Annotated in this window: 15 protein-coding genes; 11 read left to right on the top strand and 4 right to left on the bottom strand. The window is 54.5% G+C overall.

Going from position 1 to position 13,943, the window contains the following annotated elements; translation table 11 throughout:
- Positions 1-4: 4 nt before the first annotated feature.
- The 10 genes from neuB to LY85_RS07520 all read left to right on the top strand — a co-directional run bounded on the left by neuB (position 5) and on the right by LY85_RS07520 (position 10,435).
- Positions 5-1,003 carry an N-acetylneuraminate synthase gene (neuB, locus tag LY85_RS07565; RefSeq protein WP_141826138.1) on the top strand — a complete coding sequence of 333 codons (999 nt, stop codon included), beginning with the start codon at positions 5-7 and terminating at the stop codon, positions 1,001-1,003.
- A gap of 44 nt (positions 1,004-1,047) precedes the next feature.
- Positions 1,048-2,037 carry a Gfo/Idh/MocA family oxidoreductase gene (locus LY85_RS07560; protein ID WP_141826137.1) on the top strand — a complete coding sequence of 330 codons (990 nt, stop codon included), beginning with the start codon at positions 1,048-1,050 and terminating at the stop codon, positions 2,035-2,037.
- A complete protein-coding gene (locus LY85_RS07555; protein WP_141826136.1) occupies positions 2,034-2,969 on the top strand; it encodes a Gfo/Idh/MocA family oxidoreductase in 936 nt (311 codons plus the stop codon). The genes LY85_RS07560 and LY85_RS07555 overlap by 4 nt, the downstream gene beginning before the upstream one ends.
- Complete coding sequence (locus LY85_RS07550) at positions 2,966-3,715, top strand: acylneuraminate cytidylyltransferase family protein (RefSeq protein ID WP_141826135.1); 750 nt, start codon at positions 2,966-2,968, stop codon at positions 3,713-3,715. The genes LY85_RS07555 and LY85_RS07550 overlap by 4 nt, the downstream gene beginning before the upstream one ends.
- Positions 3,716-3,820: 105 nt before the next feature.
- Positions 3,821-4,867 carry a nucleotidyltransferase family protein gene (locus LY85_RS07545; RefSeq protein ID WP_141826134.1) on the top strand — a complete coding sequence of 349 codons (1,047 nt, stop codon included), beginning with the start codon at positions 3,821-3,823 and terminating at the stop codon, positions 4,865-4,867.
- Positions 4,868-4,925: 58 nt separating this feature from the next.
- On the top strand, positions 4,926-5,240 hold the full coding sequence (locus LY85_RS07540) for a hypothetical protein (protein WP_141826133.1): 315 nt from the start codon (positions 4,926-4,928) through the stop codon (positions 5,238-5,240).
- A complete protein-coding gene (locus tag LY85_RS07535; protein ID WP_141826132.1) occupies positions 5,233-5,568 on the top strand; it encodes a hypothetical protein in 336 nt (111 codons plus the stop codon). The genes LY85_RS07540 and LY85_RS07535 overlap by 8 nt, the downstream gene beginning before the upstream one ends.
- Positions 5,546-7,498 carry a 6-hydroxymethylpterin diphosphokinase MptE-like protein gene (locus LY85_RS07530; RefSeq protein ID WP_141826131.1) on the top strand — a complete coding sequence of 651 codons (1,953 nt, stop codon included), beginning with the start codon at positions 5,546-5,548 and terminating at the stop codon, positions 7,496-7,498. Before LY85_RS07535 ends, LY85_RS07530 begins: the two co-directional genes overlap by 23 nt.
- Positions 7,482-7,853, top strand: a complete 372-nt coding sequence (locus LY85_RS07525; protein WP_141826130.1) for a tetratricopeptide repeat protein — start codon at positions 7,482-7,484, stop codon at positions 7,851-7,853. The genes LY85_RS07530 and LY85_RS07525 overlap by 17 nt, the downstream gene beginning before the upstream one ends.
- Positions 7,854-7,855: 2 nt before the next feature.
- Positions 7,856-10,435, top strand: coding sequence for a glycosyltransferase (locus tag LY85_RS07520; protein WP_141826129.1), 2,580 nt, complete (start codon positions 7,856-7,858; stop codon positions 10,433-10,435).
- Positions 10,436-10,478: 43 nt separating this feature from the next.
- Here the strand turns inward: LY85_RS07520 and LY85_RS07515 are convergent, their stop codons facing one another.
- On the bottom strand, positions 10,479-10,850 hold the full coding sequence (locus tag LY85_RS07515) for a DUF4183 domain-containing protein (protein WP_141826128.1): 372 nt from the start codon (positions 10,848-10,850) through the stop codon (positions 10,479-10,481).
- Between the two features lie 206 nt (positions 10,851-11,056).
- Between LY85_RS07515 and LY85_RS07510 the strand changes: the two genes are divergently transcribed.
- Positions 11,057-11,752, top strand: a complete 696-nt coding sequence (locus LY85_RS07510) for a class I SAM-dependent methyltransferase (protein ID WP_141826127.1) — start codon at positions 11,057-11,059, stop codon at positions 11,750-11,752.
- A 124-nt stretch (positions 11,753-11,876) separates the two neighbouring features.
- Here LY85_RS07510 and LY85_RS07505 read toward each other — a convergent pair whose 3' ends face one another.
- The 3 genes from LY85_RS07505 to LY85_RS07495 all read right to left on the bottom strand — a co-directional run bounded on the left by LY85_RS07505 (position 11,877) and on the right by LY85_RS07495 (position 13,942).
- On the bottom strand, positions 11,877-12,341 hold the full coding sequence (locus tag LY85_RS07505; protein WP_141826126.1) for a hypothetical protein: 465 nt from the start codon (positions 12,339-12,341) through the stop codon (positions 11,877-11,879).
- A 76-nt stretch (positions 12,342-12,417) separates the two neighbouring features.
- The gene (locus tag LY85_RS07500) at positions 12,418-13,143 is read right to left on the bottom strand and encodes a FadR/GntR family transcriptional regulator (protein ID WP_141826125.1); all 726 of its coding nucleotides are present in this window, start codon (positions 13,141-13,143) and stop codon (positions 12,418-12,420) included.
- 13 nt (positions 13,144-13,156) lie between these two features.
- Positions 13,157-13,942, bottom strand: a complete 786-nt coding sequence (locus LY85_RS07495) for a fumarylacetoacetate hydrolase family protein (RefSeq protein WP_141826124.1) — start codon at positions 13,940-13,942, stop codon at positions 13,157-13,159.
- Between the last annotated feature and the right edge of the window lies 1 nt (position 13,943).

Raw genomic sequence — 13,943 nt, 5'->3', positions numbered from 1 at the left:
GCAAATGAAAAAAACACTGATCGTGGCGGAAGCGGGAGTAAACCATAACGGCAGAATCGATCTGGCCTACCGGCTGATTGACGCTGCCGCGGAGGCCGGAGCGGACTATGTAAAATTCCAGACCTGGAAAAGCGAAGCGATCATATCAAAATATGCAAAGAAAGCGGCGTATCAGAAAGAGACCACCGGCCCGGAAGAGTCCATGCTGGACATGGTCAGAAAGCTGGAGCTGTCCTTTGAGGATTTCCGGCGGCTGAAGGACCACTGCGACGCGGCGGGAATCGGGTTCCTGTCCACTCCGTTTGACACGGAAAGCGCCCGGTTTTTATCCTCTCTGGGCATAAAAATCCTCAAGGTCCCTTCGGGCGAAATCACGAATCTGCCGCTGCTGGAAACCGTCGCCGGGCTGCCCGGCTCTGTTTTTCTGTCGACCGGCATGAGCGAGCTCTGGGAAATCCGGGACGCCGTCTCCGTCCTGCAAAAGAACGCGAAAAAAGACGTTACGGTGCTGCACTGCAACACGCAGTATCCGACGCCCATGCGGGACGTCAACCTGCGCGCCATGCAGACCCTGAAAGAACAGCTGGGGCTGCCGGTAGGCCTGTCGGACCATTCGCAGGGAATCGAGGTTCCGATTGCCGCCGCGGCGCTCGGGGCCCGGGTCATCGAAAAGCATTTTACGCTGAGCCGCGGAATGGAGGGCCCCGACCACCGGGCGAGCATAGAGCCGGATGAACTCTGCAGGATGGTCAGGGACATCCGCAATGTCGAGCAGGCACTCGGCAGCGGGGAAAAGCATGTAACGGATTCCGAAAGGGAAAACCGCAGCGTCGTCAGAAAAAGCATCGTCGCGTCCCGAAAGATTTTCAAGGGCGAGGTGTTTACGACGGACAATATTACGTCGAAAAGGCCGGGGACGGGGATTTCCCCGATGCGCTGGTACGATGTTCTGGGAGCACGGGCCGTTCGGGATTTTGAGGAAGACGAAGGGATCGAGTTTTAGGCGGGAGCGGATTTTACGGCCGGTGTTCAGAAAGGAAATTTGCGATGAAGCTTCTGGTGATTGGTCTGGGATCCATGGGCAGAAGACGGATTGGACTGCTCTTAAACCACTTTGACGGCATTGCGGTATGCGGGGCCGACCTCCGGGAAGAGAGAAGGGCACAGGCACAGGCGCTTTTCTGCATCCCCGTTTACGCGGATGCAGACACGGCGGTCGAACGGGAAAAACCGTTTGCCGCTTTGGTCTGTACTCCCCCAGCCGGCCACGGCGCCGTCATTCTGGACTGCGTGGAAAAGGGGCTGCACATTTTCAGTGAAATCAACCTGCTTTCAGACCGGTATGAGGAGATTTTACAGGCTGCCGAAGAGCACCGGGTCAAACTGTTTTTGTCCTCCACCCTGCTTTACCGCGGAGAGATCGAAAAGATCAGGGACTGTGTTCTCAAGCAGAGGGAAAGAGTGAATTACCGGTACCACGTCGGCCAGTACCTGCCGGATTGGCATCCGTGGGAAAACTACCGCGATTTTTTTGTGAGCGACCCGCGCACCAACGCTTGCCGGGAGATTTTTGCGATTGAACTGCCGTGGATTCTTCATACCTTTGGGAAGATAAGGCGGCTTACGGTTTTCAAGGATCATCTCTCCTCGCTGGAGCTCGGGTACCCCGATAATTATTTCGTTGTGCTGGAACATAAAAACGGGAACAAGGGAATCTGGATCGTGGATGTCGTCTCCAGAAAAGCCGAACGGAACCTTCTTGTCTATTCGGAAAAGCTGCACCTTGCTTGGGATGGAACGCCGGATAGCCTGTACCGATACAATATAGAGGAAAAAAGGACGGAAAGAATAGAAACGGATTCCAACGTGCTCAGGGATGAAAAGTATGCGGAGACGATCACGGAAAACGCTTATCTGAAAGAACTCAGGATATTTGTCGACAAAATAACCGGCGGAAAAAACAGGGAACGGTATACCTTTGAGGAGGACCGGAAAACCCTGCGGCTGATCGACAAAATCGAGGGGAGGGAGCCTTGAAGGTCTGTTTCTGCGGGCTGGGCTCCATAGGGAAACGCCACCTCCGGAATTTGACCGCCGTTGCCTGCGGGCGGAACCTGCCATTGGAAATCTACGCGCTGAGAAAAACCGGCGCGGCGCTGGATACGGAAACGGAAGCGCTTCTTGCCGGGCAGCTTTTTGGCGAAGAGGAGCTCGGCAGCAATTATGACATCGCCTTTATTACCAACCCCACCAGCCTGCATTATGCCGCGATCCGGACAATGGCGGGCAGGGCAAAGCATCTGTTCATTGAAAAGCCGCTGTTTGACGGCGGGGATTACCGGCTGGAAGCCCTGCACCTGAACCCCCAAGGCGTGTATTATGTCGCGGGGCCGCTGCGGTTTTCGCCCGTGATTCAAAAGCTCGGGAAAATTTTACCCGGGGAACCGGTTTACAGTGTACGGGTCATCTGTTCCAGCTATCTGCCGGACTGGCGGCCGGGCGCCGACTACCGGCTGGTGTACAGCGCCAGAAAGGAACTGGGCGGCGGCGTCGCGCTGGACCTGATTCATGAGTGGGATTATCTGGTCGCCCTGTTTGGCTTTCCGCAAACGGTTTCCAGTGTCTTGGGGAGATATTCGCGCCTTGAAATCTCCAGCGAGGACCTGGCGGTCTACCTTGCCCGGTACCCGGATAAAGCGGTCGAGGTGCATCTGGACTATTTCGGCAGGGTGCCGAGGCGGGAAATAGAAATTTTTACTGAAAACGGCACCATTACCGGCAACCTTCTGTCAAATACCCTTTCGTTTACGGACGGCAGGGAACAGCTTCGCTTTGAGGAAGAGGAAAATGAAAGCTATCTCAGGGAAATGCGCTTTTTTATCGATCATATTTGCGACAGAATTCCGTACAGCAATCTTCGCCGCTGTCAGGCAATTTTAAATATTGCTTTGGGAAAGGAGGTCCCATGAACATTCTGATTACGATCTGCGGCAGAGCCGGTTCCAAAGGAATTCCAAATAAAAACATGCGGCTCTTTTTCGGGAAACCGCTGATCGATTATTCCATAGCGGCGGCCTGTCTTTTTAAAAGGAAGCACCGTTTTGATACGGTGGACGTCTGTGTCAACAGCGACAGCGACCAGCTTTTGAAAATGGCCGAACCTTACGGCCCGATCTGCATCAAAAGACCGGAGGAGCTTGCCCTGGATGCGTCCCCAAAACTTCCGGCCATCCGGCACTCGCTTCACGAGATGGAGCAGGAATTCGGCAGGCAGTACGATTATGTCGTGGATCTGGATATCACGTCGCCCTTGCGCAAGACCGCGGACATCGAATCGGCACTGGAGAAAGCCGTGAAAAATCCGGATACGGATGTCGTCTTTTCCGTAGTCCCCTCCAGAAGAAACCCCTATTTTAATATGGTTGAACAAAGGGATGGGGAAATGAGGAAGGTGCTGGACGGCGGCTTTACGGCGCGGCAGCAGGCGCCGAAGGTCTACGATATGAATGCGTCGATCTACTGCTACCGCAGAAACAGCCTGTACAGCAAGCTGAAACAGTCCCCCCTTGACGGCAAATTCGATATTTTCCTGATGCGGGACACCGCGGTGCTGGACCTTGACTGCGAGGACGATTTCAATCTTCTGGAAATACTGGCATGCTATTTCTTTCAGGAGGAATTCAAAGAGCTGTACGACTATGTCAGCAGAATGTAAGGCGGCGCAGGAGCTGACGGCGGGCCCGGACGGAGCCGGAACAGAGATTCCGGCATATAATGAACAACCGTTTATTAAAAATACTGCATGGAACAGGGGCACGCCATGAACGACTGGGAAAAAATCCTGATATCACCGGATACAAAAATTCAGAAAGCCATTGAAATCATTGATGCGAGCTCCCAGCAGATCGCCGTGGTAACGGACCGGGACGGAAAATTGCTGGGTACGGTTACGGACGGGGACGTCCGCCGGGGAATCCTGAAGGGCATTCCGCTGAGCTGTCCGGTGGAAGACATCATGAACCCCCATCCGGTTACGATTCCCGAAATGAAGGATCAAACGAGCATCCTAAATATTCTGAAAGTCAATAAGCTCCGGCATCTTCCCGTGGTGGACGGCGCGGGCCGCGTAACGGGAGTCGAGTGGATCGACGACCTGATCCAGCTGTCCAGAAACGACAACTGGGTCGTGATCATGGCGGGGGGAGAGGGGAAACGGCTCAGCCCGCTGACGGACGGCTGCCCGAAACCGATGCTGAAAATCGGCGGCAAACCCGTATTGGAAACGATTTTAAACCAGTTTATCAAGCAGGGATTTTATCAATTCTGCTTTTCGGTCAACTACCTGTCGGAACAGATCCGGGATTATTTCGGCGACGGCTCCAAATGGGGCGCGGAGATCCGGTATATTATGGAGAAGGACGTGATGGGAACGGCAGGTTCTTTGAGCCTGTTTCCGGTAAAAACAGACCGACCGGTCATTGTCATTAACGGGGATATCCTGACAAAGCTGAGCTTTGAGCAGCTGCTCAATTTTCACCTGAGCCGTCAGGCGCGGGCAACCGTTGCTGTGACTACTTATGATTTTCAGGTCCCGTACGGGGTGGTAAAAGTCAATAAAGACACGCTGATCGGGTTTGACGAAAAGCCCGTTTACGCCAGCTTTATCAACGCGGGGATTTATGTGCTGAATCCGGATGTTTTGAGCGATATTCCGAACTCCTATTTTGACATGAACCGTCTGCTGGAAAATATGCTGAAAAACAAGGAACCGGTCTGCATCTTCCCGATTCGGGAATATTGGATCGATATTGGAAAGCCGGAGGATTTTCATCAGGCAAGTCTGGATTTTCCCGGGGTGTTCCGGTGAAGCGCGGCCGGGCCGCGAAGGGACGCCCCCGGTTACGGAAACAACGGGGAGGGAGCATATGAGAATCAGGGAAAATTTTCACGATGGCTGTGAGCTTTATACGGAGGAACTGCGCAAACGGGCTGCGGACATATTTCGGCAAGCGTTTCAGATTACGGAAATGAAGCGGCTGCTGGCTGAAATACGGAAGCAGTCCGTTTTGCTGCGGGAGGTCTTTCTGACAGAGGAGGAAATGGAGGAGGAACAGAAAATGGCTGATGATTTCGACGCCAAAATGCGGGGGACGGTCTCTTTTACCCTGAACAATCTGGAAACATACCAGCAATCCGCATGGAAAGAATTGATTTACAAAGGAGATGCCGGCCATGAATGAATCGACCCGGCTCCGTGAGCGAAACGACCGCTTCCGGGAATCCCTGCGTTCCTCCGTCGGGCATTTCAGAAGAGGAGAGGACCACTCCGGGCTTGACGAATTCCTGAACAGCCTGGATGACCTGGAGAGCATCCTCGATTATTTACAATGTGTGGGAGAACCCGAAATAGAACTTGAGGAAATGCTGGAGGCACTGAAAGAGCTGCCCGCGTATCTGCGCGGACAGGATGTGACCGCCCTGACCGACGTGCTGGAATTCGCGGTTTATCCGCTGGCTGAGAAATGGATTGGGGGTGTGACGGAAAATGACGATAGCCCCAAAGGATAAAACAAGGGAGATGTATGAGAAAAACCTGCGGCTCCTGGCTCCGTGGATACAGGACTCCCTGGCGAAAATAGAGGAAGAAGAGCTGTGGCGGAAAATAGAGGTTCGCTATAACGGGGAGGGACTCCCCGTCTGCCGGTATCATCAGGGGGAGAAAAGCTTCCGGATCACGGGCGCGCGGCCCGCTGAGGAAGCGCGGCAGTGGTACGCACCCATCCGGGAGCGCGAAACGGGATGCATTTTCCTTTACGGCAGCGGCTTCGGCTATCCGCTGTTTGAGGTGTTCGCGCAAAAAAAGCCCGATACGCTGGTGATCCTGTTCGAGGAAGACTTGTGCCTTTTTAAAGCGATGCTGTATTATTTTGACCTGACGCCGATCATCGAGACGCGCAAAATCATGATGTTCATCGGTGACAGCGGGCATTTCGCCAAGGCCTTCGACCAGCTGTTCCTCAGCATTGCTTTTTACAGCTGTACTTATCCCACCCTTGCCTTTACCCTTGCCGCAAGGCGGAATTTCAGGGAGCAGTATCTGAAAATCCACAGGTATGTCTATGCGAGGCTGTCCCTGTTTACATTCTATACGGGAAACGACCATATGGACAATCTGATCGGGTTCTGCAATCTGCTGGGAAATGTCGGGGAAGTGCTGCGCAGCCCGTATTTAAGCTGTCTGAAGGATCGGTACAAAAATGTTCCCGCGTTCATTGTCGCCAACGGTCCGTCGCTGGATAAAAATATGAGGCAGCTGAAAAAGATTCAGGGAAAAGGGCTGGTCATCTCGGTGGAGTCCGCCATTGTCCCTCTGATCAAAAATCACATTGAACCGGATATCCTGACCATCATTGAGCGCACTCCGGAAACCTATACCTATCACTTTGAAAACAGGGATTACCCAAAGGACATGGCCCTGATCTGCCTCGCGCTGGTCGATCAAAGGGTTTTTCCCTCCTTCCCCGGCCCCCGGATTCCCGTGTTCCGTAAAAGAGAGGCTTTAAACGACTGGTTCAACCGGCACCTTGGGGACGAAAGCGGGCTGGAAGCGGGCGCCAATGTGTCCCACCTTGCTTTGGAGCTCGCCGCGTATCTGGGCGCGAACCCCATTGTGTTCGTGGGGCAGGATTTTGCCTACGGCCCCAGGGGCGCTACCCACAGCAAGGGTGCGGCCTACAATGAGGAGAAGGGGAAGAAAGCGAAGGAAATCTTACAGGCGCTGCCCGTCGTCTATGTGGAGGGAAACAACGGCAGGAAGCTTCCCTCCAACTGGCTGTGGTCGGATTTCAAACTGGGGCTGGAAATAAAAATCGCCGCCCATCCGGAAATCCGCTTTCTCAACGCCACGGAGGGCGGGGCCAAAATAGAGGGAACTACCTGCGAAAAGCTGAGCCAGGTGATTCAGGAATACTGCACGCAGCCCATTCCCTGCCGTGTGAATGAATCAATTTTGGAGAATAAGGAAAAACTGTCTCTCCCCGAAAGGCGGGAGCGTCTTGCGCAGTTTATCACGGCAGTGGAAACCTATGCGGGCCTGTACGGAAATCTGGTCCAAGAGGCGGTCGGGGCCCGGCTGGACTGCAAAAGGATGGTTCGGCTGAACGAAGGGGAGGACAGCGAAAAATACCGCGTACTGCTTGACCGGACATACCGGAAAAATTGGGAGCGGTATCAGCTCTTTCTTTCGGACGCTATGTACCGCTGCTTCCTGCAGCAGGTTTTCTTTGTCTATTATTATCTGATGAACCGGCTGGGACCGCCGGATACGCCGGAAAAGATCACAGAGGTTTTCAAGCTGCAGTATAATTTTTTCAGCCATCTGCAGGTTGTCTGCCAGAGTATCTCGGTCCATCTGGAAAATGCTGTGGAGGAACTGAACAGGGTGCTGGATGAACTGAAAAACGAAACGGAGGGGGCGGAAAATGAACAGCCTGAATGACCTGCGGCGGAAACTCGGCCTTTTCCTGAAGGACCCGGAAAATCCCCGGCTCCTCAACGGGATCGGGGTGCTGCTCTATCAGATGGAGGATTGGGAAAATGCCGGAAGGTATTTGAAAAAGGCATATGAGCTGGATCCGTCCGATCAGGATATCCTTTATAATTACGCAGTCCTGCTGGGTACCCGGTTCCGGTGGAAGGAAGCCGCCGCCGTCTATGGGGTGTATCTTGCGCTTTGCCCTCATGATGAAGAGGCGATCGAAAAGATGGGGGATTCCTTCTATCAGCTTGGCGAGTACGATTCGGCGGCCCGGACATATGAGCTGCTCCGGGAAGCGCAGAAAGGAGCGTCTTGATCATGGAGGAAGGAAAACGGCTGAGCCTTTGCATGGTTACAAAAGACGATGAGGAATTCCTTTCCGCGTGCTTTGGAGAGCTGCAGGGGATCGCCGATGAAACCATTGTCGTCGATCTCGGTTCCCGCGACGGGACGGCCGCGCTTGCCCAAAAGCTCGGCGCGAGGGTTTATCAGATGAAATGGGGGGACAGCTGCAGCGAAGCGAAAAATCTCTGCCTCGATCACGCAAACGGAAGATGGGTCCTGTTCCTGCAGCCGGGCGAAAAGATCCGAGAAGAGCATGTGGAAAGAATCCTTCCGCTTCTGGACAATCCGAACGTGGAAGGGTATCTGTTTCATGTAAACAATCCCTCGGAGGAGCATTCCGTTTCTTCCCCCGTACAGTCGCTCCGCTTGTTTCGGAACCGCGGGAAATACCGCTTCCGGTACCGGTCGTTCGAGCGCATTCCGGATGAGCTGCTCGGCGCGCTGGAACTGGCTCCCGTTACGGTTGTACACAGGGATGATTCCGTGCTTTCCCGGGAACTCGATATGCGGGTCCCTCTCCTTCCGAAGGATTTGGAGGAGCATCCGCAGGACGGCTATGTACAGTATCTGGTCGGCATCGAGCTTCTGAACCGCCGGCAGTACGGGGAAAGTCTTCCGTATTTACAGGCGGCGTACGCCGGTGCGAGCTTTGGAGAGCTCTTCGCCCCCCATTTGTTGAAATGCCTGGGCTGGGCTTATCTTTGCCTGCAGCGGTATGAGGAAGCGCTGGAAATATTGAATGAGGGTGTTGAAAGCTTCCCCTTTTACTCGGATTTTTTGATCCTGCGCGCGGAACTGCACAAACAGCGGGAACGGTATGGGGAAGCGTTTCAGGATTTGAATGACTGCATCAAAATCAGGGAGAAGCCCGATACCTGCGCGCCGGGGCCGGAGATCGGCAGCGCCGTTCTGTTCGAAACGCTGGGGGAGCTCCATGAGCGGCTGTGCAACGACCGTCGGGCGCTGCGCTGTTACTGCAGGGCCTGTGAGCAGGACGGTGCGGATGACAGCCTTCTGTATTCCATCGGGCGGCTGGCCCAAAAGACCGGATTGCCGGAAATAATGGAAAACCTGTGGGCACAGTCCGTACGGCAAAAAAATCCGCAGCGGCTGATGATACTGACGGATATCCTTTTCCAGCAGCGGGAGTATCCGAAAATTCTGGAAAATCTGGGATGCCTGGAATCGTTCCTGGGAAAAGGGGAGCAGACGGAAAGCATCCGCCTTTCCTGCAGCCTGATGCTGGGGGACGCTGTGGAGAATTTTTCGGCCATCGACCGGGGCAGCTCTTTTTACAGCCAGCTTTTGCTGCAGCGAATAGAAAACTGCTGGTTTCGCGACGATTGGCCGCAGGCACAGCGGCTGCTTCTGGAAATGGACGGCGTACAGGAGATCGACGCGCCGTTAAAGTCCCTGTTCCGGCTGATTCAGGACCTGTTTACCGGAAGGCAGACGGGGACCCGAACGCTCGGGCAGCCGGAGGCTGAAACGGCGGTCCAGCTTCACAACCATCTTCTCTGGCTGGGCCGGCAGGAAAAAGCGTCGGCTCTTCTGCCGCTTTTGCTTGCGTCGGAGGACGGGGAAGGCGTGGTGAGCCTTGCGCAGGAATGGGCGCGGCATGACCGGTTCCCAATGCTCCGGACGATTTTTGGGCATATCTCCGGTGAAGAACAGCAGGTCGCGTTCAAGCGACGGATCATAGAGCAGCTGCTGTCCGACGGCCTTCTGGAGACGGCGAAAAGGGTGATGCAGCTGGGCAAACCGCAGTCCATAGGGGATTTGGAATATGTGCTGTGGGCCAGATTCTTTACGGAGAAGCTGGGAAAATGGATACGCGGTTTGCGGGGAGGGGCGCAGGAGAACAAAGAGGAAGAAGCTTTCCCCGCATCGGGTCGGCCGGACGATGCGCTGTTACGGCTTTATCACAGCCTGAATCCGGGGGCGGAAGCGGGCGAAGGCGCTGCCGGTGAGGATGATGCAAACCTTGCAAACGGGGAGATACAGAATCGTATTGGGGATTTTTATGAAAGACAAAGGAAAAAGGAAATGGCCCTGTGCGCTTATCTGCGGGCGCTGCAATGGGATTTCCTGAACGAATACGCACAGAAAAAGGTGAAGGCGCTGTTTAAAGAAGCGCCGGATGGCTTCCGTGACTTTCTGGAACAGACGGAATGGGTGCCGGAAGGAGAATGGTTCTGCCACCGGGAGGAGTTTGTCTACTTCGTTTACGGGTTGATCCATTTCCAGAGCTGCCTGTTTGAGCAGTCCTATGCCTTCTTTTCCCAGACGGCTGTGGGGGAAAAGAGTTACCCCGCCGCGTTCGCCTACAGGGTCGGGATTCTGTGGCTGGAAGGAAAGGAAACGGAAGCCGCAGCCCTGCTGGATCAGCAGGGGAAAACGGCGGAGCTGATTCTGCTGCTCGACCGGATATGCAGAAGCTATGTTTTGTGCAGGCTGGAGGAAGGACGCCAGAAATACCCGTACAGCGAACGGATATCCAGAGAGAGGAAAGAGATACGCAATGGAGCGGATAACGAAAAGGATGCGCGGTAAAGCGCATCCTTTTCGTGCCTGCGAAAGCGGCTTTCTACTCCGTTTATCCGGTGATGGAAGTGACCGGTGCGAAGTTGGTTACACCCAAAGTAATGGGGGAACTGGCCAGAATAGTGACCGGTGCGGTGAGCGCGGCGTTGCCGATGGTAATGCCGGCCGCAGAATCGACGGTGTACATACCGGACTGCGTCAGTGTGCCGTTGATGAACAACATATAGAAACCGTTGTTATCGGTCGCGGTCGTTATCTCTGCTACCGTGGCGCCGTCGTCATCTACCAGACTGTCAGGCGCTATGGTGTAGGAAACAGTGGAGGTAATGGTGATATCCGCGGAGGTTGTTCCAAAATACCTTGACTGTGTCGGCACCGTTTCGGTTGCACCGGCCATAACCAGTTTGAATAACTGTAATGCCATTGATATCCTTCTTTCTTTTTTCAGTGTCAATTTCCCATTTTCGGGCAGTATCCCGTGTCAACGACTGCGGGACAGGGCAGGGGCTTGGGCTTTCCAAGCGGTTGGGCAGAAAATATCCCGCTTAATTCCTGCCGCCCGTGTTTCAGGGTACATGACACTAAGCTAATAGTATAGTATGCGGCGGGCTTTTTGTAGGGAACCGCAAGATGATTTCGACGATAGGGGGAACGGAAATGGACAGCTTTGACCCGGCATGGGAAGAGATTTTTCAAAATCAGGAATGGGGCAGGTACCCCGGCGAAGAAGTCATCCGCTTTGTCGCGAGGAATTTTTACAAAGGCGACCGGGCTCGGATAAAACTGCTGGATGTCGGCTGCGGAACGGGGGCCGTCACCTGGTACATGGCCAGAGAGGGCTTTGACGTTTACGCTTTTGACGGTTCGGAAACGGCTGTCCGCAAAGCCAGGGAAAGAATGCGGGAGGAGGGACTGCGCGCCCGTATCTGCGTCAGCGATGCCGCCGGTATGCCCTATTCCGATCACTTTTTCGACGGTTTGGTGGACTCGGCAATGATCAACGGCAATACGGTCCAAAACATAAAAAGGATTTTACAGGAATGCTTCCGTGTGCTGAAGCCGGGCGGCAAATTCTTCTCCACCGGCCTGTTCAAGACGGGAATGACCGGCTACGGCACAGGGGAGAGACTGGAAGAAAATACTTACCGCGAAATTACCGTGGGGAATCTGGCCCACAGGGGCACGGTCCATTTTTTCGGGGAGCAGGAGATTCAGACTCTCTGGTCGGAAGCCGGATTCCGGAACATTGTCATTGATTCCATCGAAAGAACCGAGCAGGGCGGGCAAAACAGGATATCGTATTATCTGGCGGAGGCTGAAAAATAACCGCTCCGGCGGCAAAGAAATGACCCCCTCTGCGGACAGTGGCTGTCTGTCCGCTTTGGGGGTCATTCCTTATTTGCCTGGAAGAGTTTATGACTTCAATTTATGTCATGAATGATTGGAGCTTTCAGATTTCGAGAATCCCCTCCAGCGGCTCCGCGGGGCTGAGGCGGGGGGCGTCCATTACGGGGCTGGCCACAATGATCGTAACCGGCGTGTCGTCCTGCGCCACGGCGACAAAATGGGCCTTGCCGGGTTGGATGACGATTTGCGTGCCGGCGGGAACTCTGACGAGCTGGACGCTGTCCATATCGATCTTTCCGTCCTTTATGTCCGCAAACGGCATAATGGCGGTCCCCTGCACAAAATAGAACATTTCGCAGTCCTCATGGTACTCCAGCTCTGCAAAAACCGGCGTATGCTTCCAGATGTTCAGCACGCCGCCCGCCAGTGTGCTCTGCTTCATGCCGGCGCGCAGGGTCGTTGCTCTCCACTCAAACCAGTTTTCCCGGTAAACCTGTGCGGCCCCGGGCATCTGGACGTCTACGCCCCCGATCAGGCCGGGGGCAATATCCTGTATTTCCTTTTTCATTGCGAAACTCTCCTTTTTATTTCATCCGGCCTTCTGCCGAAAGCCGGATGAGTTCAATCTGTATAAGGCTTTTCTGTCACAGCGTTTTTTTCATACTTTCGGGCTGCAGATTCTTCAGCATTTTCAGATAATTGATGCGTGAATTGGCAACGTGGACTCTCATCTCTTCCACAGCGGCTTCCATCTGATTGGTTACCATTGCGTCGTACATTTTGCGGTGTCCTTCCTGCGCGTTCAGGCCTTCCCTGTGGCTTTTGAAGGACTCGCAGCGCAGCTCCCGCTGCAGCCAGTTGATATTGTCCATGATGTTCAGGATAAACTGGTTCCGGCTCGTCTCCAGAATTGCCTTGTGAAATTCATAATCGGTTGTTTCCATGACGCTTGGGTCGCCCGATTCCACCGCCTGCTCGAACGCCAACAGCTTCTCGTGTATCTTTTCCATGTCCGCGGGAGTCGCCCGTTCCATCGCCAGCTTGATCGCCAGCGGCTCCATTGCGCCTCTCACGTTGACAAAGTCGGTGATTCTCGTTTTATTCTGCTCATACCAATCCTCGGCGTTCTGCTTTTCATTGCCGACGGGATTGATGATGAACACGCCTTTGCCGCACAGTACCTCTACGACCCCTTCCGCTTCCAGCACGCGGATCGCCTCCCGGACCGCAGAGCGGCCGATGTTCAGAATCAGGCCGATTTCCGCCTGTGTCGGCAGCCGGTCGCCGATCTGATAGCCTTCGGTCTGGATCAGCTCTTTCAGTTTTTCTACTGTCTGGTCAGTCACAGACACCTTATGAATTGGTTTCATATCCTCACTCCCTTTACTGCAAAGCTTCCCTCGATCGTATTTGGGCGGCTCTCACTGTGTTGGTCAGCCGTCCGATCTGTTCGATTTCCACATCCACCGCGTCGCCGGGATGAATGGGCCCTACGCCGGAAGGGGTTCCGGTCAGAATGACGTCCCCCGGTTCCAGAGTCATGACCTGCGAAAGGTAGCTGACGAGCTCGTAAGGCTGGAACAGCAGCTGGGACGTGTTGGAGTGCTGGACCAGCCGGCCGTTCAGATAGGTTCGTATTTCCAGATTTACGGGGTCGGCCTGCGTCTGGATGCAGGGGCCCAGCGGCAGAAAGGTATCAAACCCTTTTGCGATGGTCCACTGCCCGTCCGCCGGCTGATAGTCGCGCGCGCTGACGTCATTTGCGCAGGTGTATCCCAATATGTATTCCGCCGCGTTTTCCCTTTCGACCTGTTTGGCCCTTTTCCCGATCACGATTGCCAGCTCGCCTTCGTAATCCACGTGGGAGGAAATGGCGGGATACTCGATTTCCTGCTGCGGAGCGATCACCGCTGTGCTCGGTTTCAGGAATACGACCGGCGATTCCGGCGTTTTTGCCCCGGATTCCGCAATGTGGTCCTTGTAGTTCAGCCCGATGCAGACCGCCTTTCCGGGCATGACCGGGCTTAAAAGCCGGACCCGGCAAAGCGGGACCGTTTCCCCGGTTTCGGAAAAGCCGCTCCCGATATCGCCCTTCAGGCGGCGGACGGTCTGTTCTTCCAGACTTCCGAATTCCATTTTTTCTTCAAACTGGTAACGGATCAGTTTCATA

The sequence above is a fragment of the Clostridium sp. KNHs216 genome (assembly GCF_006714885.1).
GTDB lineage: Bacteria > Bacillota > Clostridia > Oscillospirales > Acutalibacteraceae > Caproiciproducens.
This window is presented reverse-complemented; position numbering and strand designations above follow the sequence as displayed.